17 protein-coding genes and 2 pseudogenes are annotated in these 16,345 nt (G+C 73.8%); 15 read left to right on the plus strand and 4 right to left on the minus strand.

The genetic code is table 11. From position 1 onward, the window contains the following. The first annotated feature begins 24 nt into the window (after window positions 1-24). From M4D82_RS29955 to M4D82_RS29965, 3 genes are read left to right on the plus strand one after another with little or no spacing between them, the layout of a single operon-like run. Window positions 25-1,236 (plus strand): RNA ligase, encoded by a 1,212-nt coding sequence (locus tag M4D82_RS29955; protein ID WP_249770290.1) that lies wholly within the window; start codon window positions 25-27, stop codon window positions 1,234-1,236. Window positions 1,237-1,238: 2 nt separating this feature from the next. Then, on the plus strand, window positions 1,239-2,282 hold the full coding sequence (locus M4D82_RS29960; protein WP_249770292.1) for a phosphatase domain-containing protein: 1,044 nt from the start codon (window positions 1,239-1,241) through the stop codon (window positions 2,280-2,282). Between the two features lie 5 nt (window positions 2,283-2,287). Next, window positions 2,288-2,704, plus strand: a complete 417-nt coding sequence (locus M4D82_RS29965; protein ID WP_249770294.1) for an NYN domain-containing protein — start codon at window positions 2,288-2,290, stop codon at window positions 2,702-2,704. A gap of 9 nt (window positions 2,705-2,713) precedes the next feature. Here the strand turns inward: M4D82_RS29965 and M4D82_RS29970 are convergent, their stop codons facing one another. Then, window positions 2,714-3,253, minus strand: a complete 540-nt coding sequence (locus M4D82_RS29970; RefSeq protein WP_249770296.1) for a hypothetical protein — start codon at window positions 3,251-3,253, stop codon at window positions 2,714-2,716. Window positions 3,254-3,488: 235 nt separating this feature from the next. Here M4D82_RS29970 and M4D82_RS29975 point away from each other — a divergent pair, with 235 nt between their 5' ends. Then, a complete protein-coding gene (locus M4D82_RS29975; protein ID WP_249770298.1) occupies window positions 3,489-3,728 on the plus strand; it encodes a DUF397 domain-containing protein in 240 nt (79 codons plus the stop codon). Between the two features lie 88 nt (window positions 3,729-3,816). After that, entirely contained in the window at window positions 3,817-4,743 is a 927-nt protein-coding gene (locus tag M4D82_RS29980; protein WP_249770300.1) for a helix-turn-helix domain-containing protein, read from the plus strand. Window positions 4,744-4,754: 11 nt separating this feature from the next. Here M4D82_RS29980 and M4D82_RS29985 read toward each other — a convergent pair whose 3' ends face one another. After that, window positions 4,755-5,600, minus strand: a complete 846-nt coding sequence (locus M4D82_RS29985; protein ID WP_502989028.1) for an SAM-dependent methyltransferase — start codon at window positions 5,598-5,600, stop codon at window positions 4,755-4,757. A 192-nt stretch (window positions 5,601-5,792) separates the two neighbouring features. Here M4D82_RS29985 and M4D82_RS29990 point away from each other — a divergent pair, with 192 nt between their 5' ends. After that, entirely contained in the window at window positions 5,793-6,167 is a 375-nt protein-coding gene (locus M4D82_RS29990; RefSeq protein WP_249770302.1) for a YbjQ family protein, read from the plus strand. A 74-nt stretch (window positions 6,168-6,241) separates the two neighbouring features. Next, window positions 6,242-6,445, plus strand: a pseudogene (locus tag M4D82_RS34685) (hypothetical protein); the annotation flags it as partial. Between the two features lie 116 nt (window positions 6,446-6,561). Here M4D82_RS34685 and M4D82_RS30000 read toward each other — a convergent pair. Further along, entirely contained in the window at window positions 6,562-7,509 is a 948-nt protein-coding gene (locus tag M4D82_RS30000; protein ID WP_249770306.1) for a DMT family transporter, read from the minus strand. Between M4D82_RS30000 and M4D82_RS30005 the strand changes: the two are divergent. The 5 genes and pseudogenes from M4D82_RS30005 to M4D82_RS30025 form a co-directional block, all read left to right on the plus strand. Next, window positions 7,494-7,799 (plus strand): annotated as a pseudogene (locus M4D82_RS30005) (GntR family transcriptional regulator); the annotation flags it as partial. The gene M4D82_RS30000 and the pseudogene M4D82_RS30005 overlap by 16 nt on opposite strands. Before the next feature lie 122 nt (window positions 7,800-7,921). Further along, the gene (locus tag M4D82_RS30010; protein ID WP_249770308.1) at window positions 7,922-9,043 is read left to right on the plus strand and encodes an aminotransferase-like domain-containing protein; all 1,122 of its coding nucleotides are present in this window, start codon (window positions 7,922-7,924) and stop codon (window positions 9,041-9,043) included. A gap of 327 nt (window positions 9,044-9,370) precedes the next feature. Next, entirely contained in the window at window positions 9,371-10,288 is a 918-nt protein-coding gene (locus M4D82_RS30015; RefSeq protein ID WP_249770310.1) for a nitroreductase/quinone reductase family protein, read from the plus strand. A gap of 670 nt (window positions 10,289-10,958) precedes the next feature. Next, a complete protein-coding gene (locus M4D82_RS30020; protein WP_249770312.1) occupies window positions 10,959-11,627 on the plus strand; it encodes an RNA polymerase sigma factor in 669 nt (222 codons plus the stop codon). Beyond that, window positions 11,624-12,181 carry a hypothetical protein gene (locus M4D82_RS30025; protein ID WP_249770314.1) on the plus strand — a complete coding sequence of 186 codons (558 nt, stop codon included), beginning with the start codon at window positions 11,624-11,626 and terminating at the stop codon, window positions 12,179-12,181. Before M4D82_RS30020 ends, M4D82_RS30025 begins: the two co-directional genes overlap by 4 nt. A gap of 7 nt (window positions 12,182-12,188) precedes the next feature. On the opposite strand, the gene M4D82_RS30030 is transcribed toward M4D82_RS30025, so the two are convergent. After that, window positions 12,189-12,650, minus strand: coding sequence for a MarR family winged helix-turn-helix transcriptional regulator (locus M4D82_RS30030; RefSeq protein WP_249770316.1), 462 nt, complete (start codon window positions 12,648-12,650; stop codon window positions 12,189-12,191). Between the two features lie 239 nt (window positions 12,651-12,889). On the opposite strand from M4D82_RS30030, the gene M4D82_RS30035 reads away from it, so the two are divergent. The 3 genes from M4D82_RS30035 to M4D82_RS30045 all read left to right on the plus strand — a co-directional run bounded on the left by M4D82_RS30035 (window position 12,890) and on the right by M4D82_RS30045 (window position 16,330). After that, entirely contained in the window at window positions 12,890-14,116 is a 1,227-nt protein-coding gene (locus tag M4D82_RS30035) for an MFS transporter (RefSeq protein WP_249770318.1), read from the plus strand. Window positions 14,117-14,183: 67 nt separating this feature from the next. Then, complete coding sequence (locus M4D82_RS30040; protein WP_249770320.1) at window positions 14,184-14,627, plus strand: GlcG/HbpS family heme-binding protein; 444 nt, start codon at window positions 14,184-14,186, stop codon at window positions 14,625-14,627. A gap of 65 nt (window positions 14,628-14,692) precedes the next feature. After that, window positions 14,693-16,330 (plus strand): beta-N-acetylhexosaminidase, encoded by a 1,638-nt coding sequence (locus M4D82_RS30045; protein WP_249770322.1) that lies wholly within the window; start codon window positions 14,693-14,695, stop codon window positions 16,328-16,330. Window positions 16,331-16,345 lie beyond the last annotated feature (15 nt).

Genomic DNA, 16,345 nt, shown 5'->3' on the forward strand with positions numbered 1-16,345 from the left:
CCATCTCGAACCGGGAGGAACCCCATGAGCCAGGACCGCCTGACTCTGCACGACCTGCTGCCCGCCCAGGACCTGGCGGCCGCCATCGACGCCGGCCACGTGACCCGCAAGCGGCACCCCGAACTGCCGCTGTCCATCTACACGTACACGCGCACCGCGCAGTACGAGCGGATCTGGAACCAGGTCACCACGCGCTGCCGCGGCCTCGTCGCCGACGACTCCACCGGCGCGGTCGTCGCCCTGCCCCTGCCGAAGTTCTTCAACGTCGGCGAGCACACGTCGGGACAGCCGTACGCGCCCGCCCTGCCCGACGAGCCGTTCGAGGTCTACGACAAGGTCGACGGCAGCCTCGCCGTCGTCTTCCACTACGCCGACCGCTGGCGCGTCGCCTCCAAGGGTTCCTTCACCAGCGTCCAGGCGACCTGGGCCCAGCAGCGCCTGGACGCCCACGACACCGCCGCCCTGGTGCCCGGAGTGACCTACCTCGCCGAGATCCTCTACCCGCAGAACCGTATCGTCGTGAACTACGGCGACCGCCGCGACCTCGTCCTGCTCGCCGCCTTCGGCCACGACGGCGTCGAAGTGCCGCTCACCGAGGCCGCCGAGCACTGGCGCGGCATCGGTTCCGTCGTCACCGTCTGGCCCGCCATGCCGCTCCCCGAGCTGCTCGCGCTCGCCGAGGCGAACACCCTGCCCGGCGGCGGGAACCCGACGACCGGCACCGAGGCCGAGGGCTTCGTGCTGCGCTTCGCCTCCGGCGTCCGCGCCAAGGCCAAGCTGGCCGAATACGTACGCCTGCACAAGGTGCTCACCGGCGTCAACGAGCGCGACATCTGGCGCGGCCACGGCATCCAGCGCTTCGCCGGGCTGCCCGCCAAGCAGCTCGCCCAGGGCCTGAACTGCACCGTCGCCGACATCGAGGCCTGGGGCGGCAAGCCGTTGGACGCGCTGCTGGAGCAGGTCCCGGACGAGTTCGACCACTGGGTGCGCGAGGTGATCGCCCGCCTGGAGGAGGAGGCCGCCCGGCGCGAGCGGGCCATCGACGAGGCCTTCGCGGGGCTGGCGCACCTGACCGGCGACCGGGGCGCCTTCGCCCGCGCCGTCAAGGAGATCCGCGACGGCCGGATCCGTTCGGCCCTCTTCCTGCGGCTGGACGGCCGGTCGACCGAGCTCGTCACCTGGCGGACCATCCGACCGGAGAACGCCGACCCCTTCACCACCGATGAGGAGAACTGACCGTGTCCGTACAGTCCGCCGCGGCGCCCGCACCCGAGCCCGATGCGGTACGCGACCCCGAAACGGCGCCGGCCGCGGCTCCCGCAGCGGCTCCCGCAGCGGCTCCCGAAGTGGCGTCGGAGGCCGCCGCCCTGCCCGTCGTGCACGTCATGACGGGCCTGCCCGCCTCCGGCAAGACGACCGCCGCCCGCGCCCTCCAGGCCGAGGCCGGCGGGCGCATGCGCCGCGTCAACCTCGACGACCTGCGCGTCATGCTCGACCTGCCCGACCCGGAGCGCCGGCACTCGTACCGGCACGAGCAGACGGTCCTGGCCGTCCAGGACGCGGCCGTTCGCGCCGCCGTCTCGGACGGCTTCGACGTGGTCGTCGACAACACCCACCTGACGCCGCACATCCCCAAGCGGCTCAAGGCGGCGGTCGCCGGCCGGGCCACCTTCGTCGTGCACGACTTCACCGACGTGCCCGTCGAGGAGTGCGTACGCCGCGACGCCGCCCGCGAGCGGCGGGTCGGCGAGGAGATCATCCGGATCCTGGCCGACAAGCACACCAAGGCCCGCAAGGGCGGCTGGCGGCTCACCCCCGAATGGCTGAACGATCAGCCGCCGGTCAGTCCCTACGTCCCCGACCCGACACTGCCCGCCGCCGTGATGTGCGACATCGACGGCACCCTCGCGCTCACCGGCGACCGAGGCCCGTACGACTTCTCGCGCTGCGAACTCGACTTGCTGAACGAGCCGGTCAGGCGCGCCCTGGACGCCTTCCGGCGGGCCGACGGCGACGTGATCGTGCTGCTGTCGGGCCGCGGCGAGGAGCACCGGCCGCAGACCGAGTCCTGGCTGCGGCGCCACCGGGTGCCCTACGACGAGCTGTGGATGCGGGCGGCCGGCGACACCCGCCGCGACGACGTCGTGAAGGCCGAGCTCTTCGACGCGCACGTACGCCACCGGTACGCGGTGCGCGTCTCCCTGGACGACCGGGACCGGGTGGTCGCGATCTGGCGCCGGATGGGCCTGCCCACCTGGCAGGTCAACTACGGGGACTTCTGAGCGCCATGACGCGACCGCCGATCGAGGACCGACCGCCGATCGAGGCCAGGCTGCTGATCGTGGACGGCGCGAACGTCGTCGGATCCGTCCCGGACGGCTGGTGGCGCGACCGCCGCGCCGCCGCCGTTCGGCTGCGCGACCGGCTCGCGGAGCGCGCGGCGGATACGGCAGCGGGGGCGCGGCCGGCGGAGGAGATCGTGCTCGTCGTGGAGGGCGCCGCCCGGGGCGTCGCGTCGTTGCCCGGGGTGCGGGTGGAGGAGGCGCCCGGCAGCGGGGACGACCGGATCGTGGAGCTGGTGGCGGCGGCGGCCGGCGAGGGCCGCCGCTGCGTGGTGGTCACCGCGGACCGGGAACTGCGCACGCGGGTGGCGGCGTACGGTGCCGAGTGCGCGGGGCCCCGTACCGTACGCCCTGCCGACTGACCGGAAGGGTCAGTGCCGGCACCACTTCACCGGGCCGAGGTTCTTGACGTAACGGGCGGAGACCCACGCGCTCCTGCGGTCCGCGCGGTCGCGGACCTTCACCTCCGGGCCGCCGCCGTCCTGCGGCTCGCGGAGGCCGTCCAGGGGCTCCGTGCCGTCGTGCCCGTCCTCGTGACGCTTGACGTCCAGGAGGTACCAGAGGTCGTTGCCCGCGACCTCCTCGCCGTGCGCCTTGCACTTCAGCGCCAGCTTCCGGTGCGGGGACACCTTGCCCAGGAGGTAGGCGTCCGTGGAGGGGCGGCTGCGGACGCTGAGCGGTCCCTGCGAGACGACCTTGCCGTACGTGTGCCGGTGCTCCCCGGAGTCGTAGTCCTCCTCGTCCTCGCCGTACCGGCCGTCGTCGTCGCCCGGCATGCCGAGGGCGAGCGGGGGCTTGCGGGGGCCCTCGTCGCCCGGGGCGGTAGCGGCGACGGAGACGCCCGCACCGAGCAGGCCGAGCACCAGACTTCCGCTCGCGAGGGCGAGTACGGTCCTGGTGGGTTTCAGCATGAGCCGGCTCCTCTACGAAGATGTCGTCCCGGCGCGGCCAACACGTCGGGGAGACAACCGGGCGGTTGCCACGGACGACTATGGCGAGGCAGCACCGGCGCGGCGCGGCGGCGCACCGGCCTTTAGCCCGATATGCCCAACCCTTTCGAGGGACTTCCAGGCACGGAAGTGCCGGCTAGCATGCTGATGAGTGCTTGTCATGCCATCCCACAAGGGACGGCCGATGAGGAGGGGCATGGACATGCGGTTACACAATGGTGTCGCGGCGAGCGGGATCCCGGGCGCGGTCTGGGTGAAGAGCAGTGCCAGCGTGGGCAACGGGAACTGTGTGGAACTCGCGGCGTTGGAGGGCGGCGAGGTGGCGGTGCGCAACTCGCGGTTCCCGGACGGACCGGCGCTGGTGTTCACGGCGGCCGAGATCGAGGCCTTCATCGACGGTGCGAAACGAGCCGAATTCGACCGACTGACCGGATGACATTCATATCGTAGGCCAAAGCTTGGATGGCAGCGGCTGACACTCCATTCTGATGACCGGGACCCGTCCCCGTCGCATTGGAGTTCGTATGTCCGCCCTCCCCGAGCCGTTGTCCGAGCCGTCACCCGACCCGGTCGCTCCCGTACTGCCCTTGGAGAGGGAACCGGGCCGGGCGGCGGCCGGACGCGTACTCGGCCGGGCGCTCCGGGGGCACCGCGAGGACCGGGGGCTCACCCTGAAGCAGGTGGCAGCCGTGATCCGCGGCTCCGTCTCCAAGGTCAGCCGACTGGAGCGCGGGGAGAGCCCGCCCAAGGCCCGGGACGTCCACGACCTCGTCCGCTACTACGACCTCGACGCCGAGGAGACCAGAACCATCGAGCGGCTGCTGGAATTCGCCCAGGACCGCGAGTGGTACGAGCATTACAGCGACGTGACGCCCGGCTTCCTCAAGCGCCTGATCCAACTGGAGGGCGAGGCCGAGGAGATCTGCGTCTACGAGAACCTCGTCGTCCCCGGCATCCTGCAACTCCCCGCCTACGCCTGGCACATGGTCAGAGCCGTGATGCCCAGCGCGTCGGAGGAGGAGATCGAGCGGGTCGTGCAACTGCGCACCCAGCGCCGACTGCGGCTGATGGAGGGCGACGTCCCGCGCCTGACCGCCCTGCTCGACGAGGGCATCCTCAGACGCCGCTGCGGCAGCGCCCGCGTGATGCGCGAGCAGCTCACATACCTGCTGGAGGCCGGCGACACCGCCCGGGTCAACATCCGCATCCTCGACATGACCTCCGGCTACGTCGCGGCCCCGCCCTACCCGATCACGCACCTCACCTTCCGCGACGGTGGACCGGGCGAACTCGCCTACGTCGAGCACATCAACGGCGCCAACTACGTGACCCGGCCCCGCGCCCTGGACGACCACCGCAACGCGCTGAGCAACCTGCGCCTGGCCGCGGCCTCCAGGGACCGCAGCCGGGACATGATCCTGGAGGCCCGGGACGCCTTCGCGCGGGACTGAACGCCCACGACCTACCGACGCAGGCGCGCCACTCCGCCCCACTCCACCCAGTCCTTCGGGCGGCGTTCGGGCGGCGGGGGATCGGAATCCGGCCGCCAGTCGACCACGTCGACCAGCAGGGGCTCCAGGATCTCCAACCCGTCGAAATAGCGCGCCACCTCGTGGGGCTCGCGCACCCGGCCCCAGTTGCCGTGGGTGCTCACCTCCATCAGCCGGGTCACCTGCTCGCGCACCTCGGCGTCATCACTCACGAGCTGGCAGATCACCATGAAACTGCCGGGCGGCAGCAGCTCCGCCGTGCGGCGCACGACGGCGGCGGGGGAGCGCTCGTCGTCGGTGTCCGGAATGCAGTGCAGGACCGACACGAACAGGGCCGCCATGGGCTGTTCCCAGTCCAGGAAACGGTCCGTGGCCCGGCGGATCCGGTCGGTCTCGCGCAGGTCCTCGGAGACGACCAGCGTGGCGGTGTTGTCGTGCAGGGTGGTCTGGGCGTGGGCGAGGACCATCGGGTCGTTGTCCACGTACGCGACGCGGCAGGCCGGGTCCGCGCGCTGGGCCACCTCGTGGACGTTGTCCTGCGTGGGGAGGCCGGAGCCGTGGTCGAGGAACTGGCGGATGCCGTAGTCCTCGACGAGCGTGCGCACGACGCGGGTGAGGAAGGCCCGGTTGTTGCGGGCCAGCAGCTGGGTGCTCGGCGCGATCTCCAGCAGCTTCGCGCAGGCCTCCCGGTCGCTGGCGTAGTTCTCCACGCCGCCCAGGAGCCAGTCGTACATCCTCGCCACGCTCGGGGTGTGCATGTCGATGAGGGGCTGGGGTGGGAGGTCCTGAGGATCTCGGCCGTCGTGACGTAACTGCATGTGCCCTCCTCGGTGCGGTCGGCCCATGCTAGGGAGCGCACCTGAAACGGGGCAATCAGGTGGAGGCGTTCCGGCCGGCGGATCGGGACGGCCCGCCGGATTCCCGGGATGCGGGGGCGTGCGGACGCGGGGGCTTGCGGATGCGGGGCCTTGCGGATGCGGGCGGGAGCGCCCCGGGCCACAGTGGGCGGCATGGGTATCGAAGACTACGGCGGCGGCCCCAAGGCCCAGCAGACCGGTGTCCTGGTCGTGACCACGAACGACGTCCCCGGCTACCGGGTCGAGCAGGTCATCGGGGAGGTCTTCGGGCTCACGGTGCGCTCGCGGCACCTCGGCAGCCAGATCGGAGCAGGCCTGAAGTCCATGATCGGCGGCGAGCTGAAGGGCCTCACGAAGACCCTGGTGGAGACCCGCAACCAGGCGATGGAGCGCCTCATCGAACAGGCCAAGGCGCGCGGCGCGAACGCCGTGCTGATGACGCGCTTCGACGTCACGGACGCGGCCGACGTCGGGACCGAGGTCTGCGCGTACGGAACGGCCGTGGTATTGGTCCCCGCCGCCACCTGAAACCCCTCCGGCGCGGCCTCGCCGTCCCCGATCACACCCTGGTCAGCGTCCGCAGCGACCAGCCGGGCTTCGCCCTGTCCACCGACCTGATGCACACGGCCACCACCGGCACCGGGGACACCTTCACCCCCGTCACCACCTCCACGCCGGTGGACGCCGCCGCCGGCACCGTCATGTACGACATGGTCGACACCGGCAGACTGGCCGCGGCGATCGAGTGCAACTCCCTCTACGACACCCCCTCCGGCGGCACCGCCCGCGCGAACGGCCGGATCGCCAAACGGGTCACCGACAAGGGCTCCTACCGTCGCGCCGGCCTGTGGAGCGGCGCATGGCGTCGGCATCTGCGGATCGTGATCGACGCGGCCGGCCGCCCTCAAGGGGGGGGCGGGTGTTACGGATGCGTCGGAGCCTCGCCGCCCGCGCCGCGCAGCCCCAGTGCCAGGCCGGCGATCACCACGGCCAGGCCCAGCCACACCGCCGCCCCGGGTACGCCGCCACCCGTCAGCGCCCCGGCGCCGGCCGCCGCGAGCGGCGCGACCCCGGTCAGCAGCCCCGCCCGGCCGGAGCCGACGGCGGCGACCGTGCGGTACCAGAGCAGGAACGCCACCGCCGTGACCAGCACCGCGAGGTAGCCGACGGCAGCCCACTGGCCGGCCGACAGCTCTCCCACGGCCGACGGCCCCTCCACGCACACCGCCAGCCCCGCCAGCATCACCGCCCCCATCCACACCGAGTGCACGGACACCCCCCACGCGCCGTGCCGGCCCAGCACCGGCAGCGCGAGCAGCGTGAACCCGGCCTCGCAGCCGAGGGCCAGCGCCGCCCACGCCACCCCGGCCGCGTCGGTGCGCCCGGTCCCCTCGACCAGGACGGCCCCCGCCACCACGACGGGCGCGGCCACCAGCACCCGCCGGTTCGGCGCCCGCCGCTCCAGCAGCGGCCCGACCACCCCGAGCAGGATCGGTACGGAGGCCACGGCGACGGCGATGACGGCGGGCTCGGCGTGGGCGACGCCCCGTACGACCGCCACGTTGAACAGCACCAGCCCGGTGGCGGCGATCCCGCCCAGCCACCACCACTCCCGGCCCCGGGGCAGGGACAGCGGTACCCGGGCGGCGCGGGCGAGGCCGACGAGGATCAGGGCGGCGGCCACGTACCGGACGGCCTGCGCCGTGAACAGCGGGGCATCGACCAGCGTGCGGGAGACCGTGACGCTGCTGCCGACCAGCGCCATGCCGACGACCCCCGGCGCGAGGGCCCGCAGGGGCGAGCTACTGCCCGCCGGGGCGGGGGCGTCGGAGGGGACGTCGGAGGGCGCGGCGGATGTGGAAGTGCTCATACCGTCCAGGTTGGGGCCACAATGGTCCGGTGAGCAGGTCCAACAAGGGCGCCGACGAGGGGTCCAAAACCGAGGGCGACCGGCGGCCGCGTACCGCCGGCGGATCCGGCGGATCCGACTTCCTCCAGCTCGACCCGGGCGAGGCCCCACCCGGCGGACGCACCGAATGGCTGGCCGCCCGCCTGCGCGCCGCCATCGCCGACGGCACCCTCCCGGTCGGCAGCAGACTGCCCGCCGGCCGGGTGCTCGCCGCCGAACTCGGCGTCTCGCGCGGCCTGGTGACCGAGGCCTACCAACGACTCGCCGAGACGGGCCAGGTCGCCGGGCGCGGCCGGGCCGGCACGGTCGTCGTCGCCGCCCCGCCGCCCCGCCCGGCCCCCGACCGGCCGCCGAGGCCGAGCGCGGCGGGCTCGTGGACGCCCTGCGCGCCGTGCCCTGCCGCATCGACCTCTCACCCGGCGTGCCCGACCTCACCGCCTTCCCCCGCACCGCCTGGCTCCAGGCCGAACGCCGCGTGCTGGCCGCCCTCACCCCCGCCGACTTCGGTTACGGCAACCCGCAGGGGGCGCCCGCCCTCCGGGAGGCGGTGGCCGGCTGGCTCGCCCGCAACCGGGGCATCCGCGCGGAGCCCGGCGAGGTCGTCGTGGTCGCCGGGGTGGCGCAGGCCCTGTGGCTGCTCGCGCGGGCGCTGCCCGAGCAGGGCGTGCGCCGGGTGGCGGTGGAGGACCCCGGCTCGCTGGGGGCGCGTCAGCAACTGGAGTACGGCGGACTGGACATCGTAGGGGTGCCGGTGGACGGGGCCGGGCTGGACGTGGCCGCGCTCCGGGCGAGCGGGGCCCAGGCGGTGCTCCTGACCCCCGCGCACCAGTTCCCGACCGGCGTCGTGCTCGACGGGGAGCGCCGACGCGCACTGCTGGAGTGGGCCGCGTCCGGAGGCGTGGTCATCGAGGACGACTACGACGCCGAACACCGCTACGACCGCGCTCCCGTCCCCGCGCTGCGCGCGCTGCTGCCCGAGGGCGTCTGCTACGCCGGCAGCGTCTCCAAGCTGCTCGCCCCCGCCCTGCGGCTCGGCTGGCTGCTGGTCCCCGAGCGACTGCGGGACCGGGTGGTCGCCGCGAAGCGCTACGCCGACCTCGGCAACCCGGTCCTGGCACAGCTGGTCCTGGCCCGGCTGATGGAGTCCGGGGAACTGGAGCGCCACCTGCGCTTCGTCCGGCGCCGCCACCGCCGCCGTCGGGACGCGATGCTGCGGGCCGTCGCCGCCGAACTGTCCGGAGCCCGGGTCCACGGCGCGGCGGCCGGCCTGCACCTGATGGTCACCTTCGACGGGGCCCCCTTCGCCGACACGGACCTCGCGACGGCCGCCCTCGCCCTCGGGGTGAAGACCCACCCGCTGTCGTGGCACCGCATGCGACCGGGACCACCCGGGCTGATCCTGGGGTACGCGGCCGGTCCGACGGGTGAAATCGAGGAGGGCATCGCCCTGTTGGGGCAGGCGATGCGCACCTGCGCGCGGGGACAACGGCGTTGACAACGCCGCGCCAACTGCGTGTAATGGGCAGCGGTGTCGCGTGACGCCGGCCAAAGAGCAGTGGGCCGGCCGGTGGTCGGGCGAGCACCCTTCACTCAGGGAAACCACCATGAGTCCTTGCTCCGCGCCCCGTAGTTGACGCCCGAGCCGGCGATCCGGCTTCCGCGTTCGCTCCTTCGGCACGCTTCTTCGTCGTGCCCGCGCGTTTCTCGCGTCTTCGTTTCATTCCTCGCCACGTACGCCCGTACGCCGTCGACCGCCCTTTCACGGAAGCCCGTCGGCGTGCCCACGGCCGTGCCCGGCCCTGCCCGGAGAGAGACACATCCCGTGCCCACGTCCTTCAACCAGTCCGTCATCGACGAGTTCCGCGCCCACCGAGGCAAGGTCGGCGGCCCCTTCGAAGGGTCCGACCTGCTCCTGCTGACCACCACCGGGGCCAAGTCCGGCGCCCCGACCATCACACCCCTCGGCTACGTCCGCCACCAGGGCGCCCTGCTGGTCGTCGCCTCCAACCTCGGGGCACCCCGCCACCCCGACTGGTACCACAACCTGCTCGCCCACCCCTTGGTGCGGGTGGAGCTCGGCGAGGAGGGCTTCGAGGCGCTCGCCGTCCCCACCGAGGGAGCCCAGCGCGAGGAACTCTTCGCCGAGGTGGTACGCGTCGCCCCCGGCTACGCCGACTACCAGGCGCGGACCACCCGCACCCTGCCCGTCGTACGCCTCGAACCGGCCGAACCGGACGGCTGGGAGCCCCCGGGCGAGGTGCGCGACCTCGCCGGGAAGCTCCTGGAGACCCACACCTGGCTGCGGGCCCAGTTGCGCCACGTACGCGCCGAGACCGAGGCCCACTTCGCCGCGCGGGCCGCCCACACCGGACCGGGCGAGCCGCCCGCGCCGGGCCTCGGGATCCAGATCCGCCAGCGGTGCCTGGCCTTCTGCCGGGCGCTGGAGTTCCACCACACGAGCGAGGACGCGCACCTCTTCCCCGGGATCGCCGTCCACCACCCGCACCTGGCGGGCACCTTCGAACGACTCCGGGCCGAACACGCCACCGTCGCCCGGATCCAGGGTGAACTGGTGGCCCTGCTCGACGGCCTCGCGATCGCGGAGCCGAGGCGCTTTCGCGCCGAGCTGGAGCGGATGACGACGGAACTGACGGCCCACCTCGACCACGAGGAGCGGACGCTGCTGCCGCTCCTGGCGGAGGTTCCCTGGCCGCCGGTGGCGCCGCCCCGACGCGCCTGAGCGGGGGCGGGGGAGGGGCTTTCACGGACGGGCGGAAAGTTTTTCGAAATCGGCGGCAACCGATCGGGCACTCGCGCGTCGTGCGGGGGTGAGGGCGGGCAAACCGCGCCCTCGAACCGACAGACCGACAGACCGACAGACCGACCCCGACCGTGGAGAACCACCGTGAAGAACCTGAAGCGCCTTCCCCTGTCCGCCCACCGGGCGGCCGTCGTCGTCGCGGCCGCCGGGGTGGCCGTCGCGCTCGGCGGGCCGGCCTTCGCCGCGCAGGGGAACTCCGCCGCGCCCACGCCCCCGCCTCCGCGACGCCGAGCGCCGCGCCCTCCGCCGTCCCGACCACGCCGGGCGGCAAGCCGAGCGCCGTTCCGAGCACTGTTCCGGGGCCCCGGGTGGCACGGCACAGCCGAGCGCGGTCCCGGCCTCCCGGGCGGTGCCAAGCCCAGCCCGTCCGTCAGCCGCCCGGCGGGCGGGCGCCCACGGCCGCGCCCTCCGCTGCCCCGTCCGCCGCGCCGTCCGCCGCGCCGTCCGCCGCTCCCGACGGCAGTGAGCTGGCGCATACTGGCTCTTCCGCCACGACCATCGCCCTGGGTACCGGCGCGGCCGGGCTCATCGCCGTCGGCGCGGGCGCCCTGTACACCGTGCGGCGCCGCACCAGCAGCTGAGGACCTCCGTGCTCGACCTCGCACCAGCCGTCGGCCCCCTCGTGCCCGGGTTCTCCCGGGCGTGGCGGGGCCTTCGGTCGTGGTTCGCACGCCGCGACCGTTCGGCCCCGCCGGCCGGCCCCGGCCCGTACGCGTACACGTACGGTCATGCCTCCGGCCAGGCGGTGGCCGGCACCTTCCCGGCCGGCGACCCGCCCACCGTCAGTGAGCTGTACCACGCGCACCGGCTCGGCATGGTCCGTCTCGCGGTGCTCCTCGTCGACGACCTGGCCACCGCCGAGGACGTGGTGCAGGACGCCTTCACCGCCCTGTACCGCCGGTACGGGGAGCGGATCACGGAGGTGGACAACGCGCTCGGCTACCTGCGCACCGCCGTCGTGAACACCTCCCGCTCCGTGCTGCGGCGCCGGCGCACCGCGCGGGCCTGGATCCCGCCGCGCACCGCCGACGTGCCCTCCGCCGAGGCGGCGGTCGTGATCGGCGAGGCCCACCGCGAGGTGCTGGCCGCGCTGGGCCGGCTGACCCCGCGCCGCCGGCAGGTCCTGGTGCTGCGGTACTGGGCCGACATGAGTGAGGCGGAGATCGCCGAGACGCTCGGCATCAGCCGGGGCGCGGTGAAGTCGAACGCCAGCCGCGCCCTGGACGCGCTGGAGAAGATTCTGGAGGGACGGGTATGACCGGATCGACGGGTACCCCGCCGGGCGGTGACCGCCCGGTGGAGCGGGTGCTGCGCGAGGCCCTGTCAGCCCGCGCGCAGGAGATCACGGTCCGCGTGTTGCGCCCCGCGGATCCGCCGGGCCCGCACCTGCGGCGGGTCTCCGTACGGGCGCTGTGGCGGCGCCGCTCGACGTGGGCGCTCGCCGGACTGTCCGGCCTGGCGGCGGCGGCCCTGGCCGGGTTCCTGTTCCTGGGCCCCGACCGGATCGGTGAGCGGCACGAGCCGCCCGCCGCGCCGCCCGAGCCGACCTCGCCCGCGCCGGCCCCGAGCCGTTCGGCGCCGAGCCCTTCGTCCGCTACGCCGGAGCCGAGCGTGTCGGCCGTTCCGTCCGCGCCGCCCACCACCCAGGGGGCGTCGCTCGCTCCGTCACCGCGGAACTCGACCGCCGGCAGCACTCCCACGGCGGTCCCGTCGGCCGCCGGCCCGGGTGCGTTCCCTTCGGCGACGCCGTCGCCGCCCCCCACCGGCGCCCCCCGGGCGACGCCCTCCCGCTCGGCGACACCCGGGTCCTGAGCCGGCCTCAGGCGCCGCCGGGTCGGGTGTTCTCGACCGCCGCGACCAGGGCGGCGAGTTCGGGGTCGCGGCGGGCCTCGTCCAGCGCCTCGCGCAGGGCCGCGTCATTCGTGGGGCGGGCCTCGGCCAGCAGGGCCAGGCCCGCCTCGCTCACGTCGGTGTAGATGCCCCGACGGTCCGTGTCGCACAGGTACCGGTTGAGCAGCCCGCGATCCTCCAGCCGTGTCACCAGCCGCGTCGTCGCGCTCTGGCTCAGCACCACCGAATCCGCGACCTGGTGCATCCGCAGGTGGCCGCCGACGCCGTCGTGCTGCCGGCTGAGCACGTCCAGCAGGGAGTACTCGCGCACGCTCAGCCCGTGTCCCGCCTGGAGGGCCCGCTCGATGTGGGCCTCGATGCGGCCGTGGAGGAGGGAAAGGGCGCACCAGCCCTGGGCGAGGGCGGTCAGGGCAGTGTCCGTGGCCGTCATGGGCTCCTCCGTGTTCCTCGTGTGTCTTCGTACGGGTGTCGCGTACGTCGGCGTACGCGTGTCGCGTATCGCTGTCTTCGTACCGCCAGGATAGGTCACCGGCGAAATAGTCGGCGCTTGCAAATATCCCGCGTCTGCAATTAATGTGGACGCAGGCAATCCGCTGGCGCCGCGAGCGCCTCGTTTGTCCCTCCCCCTCCCTCCCCGCCCCCTCGCACCCCTTGAAGGGCACTTCCGTCATGCCTCTCGCGCTCCTCGCCCTCGCCATCGGGGCCTTCGGGATCGGCACCACCGAATTCGTGATCATGGGCCTGCTTCCCGAGGTCGCCGCCGGATACGGCGTCTCGATCCCCACCGCCGGCCTCCTCGTCACGGGCTACGCCCTCGGCGTGGTCCTCGGTGCCCCGCTCATGACCGTCCTCGGCACCCGCGTCCCGCGCAAGCGCATGCTGATGCTGCTCATGGGCCTTTTCGTCATCGGGAACGTGCTCTCCGCCCTGGCCCCCGTCTTCGGCGTGATGCTCGCCGGACGGGTCGTCGCCTCCCTCGCGCACGGCGCCTTCTTCGGCATCGGTTCCGTCGTGGCCGCCGGCCTGGTGGCCCCCGAGAAGAAGGCCGGGGCCATCGCCATGATGTTCACCGGCCTGACCGTGGCCAACGTCGTCGGCGTCCCGCTCGGCACCCTCGTCGGCCAGCACCTCGGCTGGCGCGTCACCTTCCTGATCGTCGCCGCCCTCGGCGTCATCGGCCTCCTCGGCATCGCCCGACTCGTCCCCGACCTGCCCCGCCCCGAAGGGGTCCGCATCCGCCACGAGCTGGCCGCCTTCCGCAACGTCCAGGTCCTGCTGGCCATGGCCATGACCGTCCTCGGCTTCGGTGGCGTCTTCGCCGCGATCACGTACATCACCCCGATGCTCACGAACGTCGCCGGCTTCGCCGACACCTCCATCACCTGGCTCCTCGTCCTCTTCGGCCTCGGCATGGTCGCGGGCAACCTCGTCGGCGGCCGGTTCGCCGACCGCTCGCTGATGCCGATGCTGTACGTGTCCCTGGGTGCGCTCGCCGTCGTCCTGGCCCTGTTCACCCTCACCGCGCACGACAAGATCGGCGCCGCCGTCACCGTCACGCTCATCGGCGCCCTCGGCTTCGCCACCGTGCCGCCGCTGCAGAAGCGGGTCCTCGACCAAGCCGCCGGGGCCCCCACCCTGGCCTCCGCCGTCAACATCGGCGCCTTCAACCTCGGCAACGCCCTCGCCGCCTGGCTCGGCGGGATCGTGATCTCCGCCGGACTCGGCTGGACCGCCCCGAACTGGGTCGGCGCCGCCCTCGCCGCCTCCGCGCTCGTCCTCGCCGTCGTCTCCGGAGCCCTGGAGCGTCGTACGGGCCACCGTGCGGCCGCCGCCGGCCGGGTCATCGCGACCGGAACCCCGGCACCCGCGCCCGCCGCCGCCCCCGTCTCGTCCTGAACCCCCGTCCTTCCTGAACGCCCTCCCCTTCCCGCATCCCCTCCCGCACCCCTCCAAGGAGAAACCCGTGAGCACCACCCGTACCGCCGTCGCCCCCCTGACCACCGAGGACGCCGAGCTGCTCGTCGGCGCCGCCCACGCCGCCGCCGAGGAGGCCGGGGTCACCGTGAGCGTCTCCGTCCTGGACGCGGGCGGCCACCCGCTGGCCTTCCGCCGCGACGACCGGGCCGTGCTGATCTCCGGCGAGACCAGCACGCGCAAGGCCTTCACCGCCCTCCAGCTCGACGCCCCCACCGCCGCGCTCGTCGATGCCGTCCAGCCCGGCGGCCCCTTCCACACCCTGCCCACCGCCCTGGACCGGCCGCTGCTGTTCATCGCGGGCGGCCTGCCCGTCCACCGCGACGGCCGCCTGATCGGCGCGATCGGCGTCGGCGGCGGCGCCCCCGAGCAGGACCACGCCTTCGCGACCGCCGCGCTGGAGACCCTGAGCGCCCTGCGCCGAACCCCGTGACCGGCCCTTCCGGTCGCGCGCCCGTGTCCCCCGTGCCAGGTTGGTAGGGGGGACACGGACACGTGATGACGAAAGCGACCGGGCGGCTTCGCGGGCGGGCCATCGCGACGGCAGTGGCCGCCGCCGTGGTCACCGTCGCCGTACCCGCCTGCTCCGCCGGGGCCCAGGACTCCCGCAGGGCCCCCACCACCGCGTCACCCCCGGCCGCGTCCACCCCCGGCGCCCCGGCTCCGGCCCCGAGCCCGACGCCCCCGCCGCCCCCGACGTACCCGCTGTCCACCGCCCCGCGCACCGTCCCCGCCGTACGGGAACACGTGCCGGCCCGGGGCCCCGGCTGGAAACCGGCCCCGGCCGCGCGGGTCCTCGTAGCGCCCCCGGACAGCGCGGCCCTCGCCGACGAGGGGAAGCTGCTGGCGGGCGAGCTGCGCATGGGCTACGCCGAGGCGAACGACGCGCGGCCCGGCGACGTCAGCCTCTCCCTCGCAGCCCGGGGCTCCGGGCCGGCCGAGTCGTACACCCTCACCGTCCAGGGCGGCCGGGTCACCATCACGGCGCCCGACGAGGCGGGCGTCTTCTACGGCACGCGCACCCTCAAACAGGAGATACGCGGGGCCGGTTCGGCCCCCGAGGGCACCGTCAAGGACGCCCCGGCCAAAGCGCAGCGCGGACTCAACCTCGACATCGCCCGCAAGCACTTCACCGCCGACTGGATCGAGGACCGGCTGCGCGAGATGGGCGACCTGAAGCTCAACCAGCTCGGCCTGCACTTCTCCGACGACCAGGCGTTCCGGATCCAGTCCGACACGCACCCCGAGATCGTCTCCACGCCGCACCTCACCAAGGCCGAGATACGCGGGATCACCGCCCTTGCGGCCCGGCTGCACATAGCGGTCGTCCCCGAGATCGATTCGCCCGGACACCTCGGCGCCGTCCTGCGCGCCCACCCGGACCTGCAACTGCGCGACGTCCAGGGTCGGGCGGTCAAGGGCGCCGTGGACATATCCAAGCCGGCCTCCGCGAAACTGCTGGACGACCTGCTGCGCGAGTACCTGCCGCTCTTCCCCGCCGGGGCCTGGCACCTGGGTGCCGACGAGTACCAGGCCCTGGTCGTGCGCGACCCGCAGGCGTCCTTCCCGCAACTCGCCGCCGCCGCGCGGGCCCGCTACGGGGCCGGCGCCAAGGTCCAGGACCTGGCGACGGGCTGGCTCAACGACCGGGCGGCGGTGGTCCGTCCGTCCGGCAAGGCCCTCAAGGCGTGGAACGACGGCTTCTTCGCCGGGGGAGTGGCGAGCGCCGCCCCGGACATCCAGGCCGAGTACTGGACGGGCAAGGAGATCGGGGCCCGGCCCCCGCTCGCCTACCTGGACGCGGGCCGCAAGGTCGTCAACCTCAACGACGAGTACCTCTACTACGTCCTCGGCGAGCCCAACCAGTTCACGTACCCGACCGGCAAGCGGATATACGAGGAGTGGAACCCGCTCGTCCTGCGCGGCACCACGGCCGTTCCGGCCCGCTACGACGGCCGGATCCTGGGCGCCCGCCTCGCCGTCTGGTGCGACCTGGCCGGAGCCCAGACCCCGGCGCAGGTGGCGGCGGGCATCCGGCTGCCGCTGGCCGCGCTCGCGCAGAAGACGTGGGACCCGCGTCCCCCGCAGGCGCCGTGGACGGACTTCCGGTCCCTCGCGGAGCGCCTGGGGGGATAGCGCGCGATCTTGTCG

Source organism: Streptomyces sp. RerS4, from assembly GCF_023515955.1.
Classification (GTDB): Bacteria; Actinomycetota; Actinomycetes; order Streptomycetales; family Streptomycetaceae; genus Streptomyces.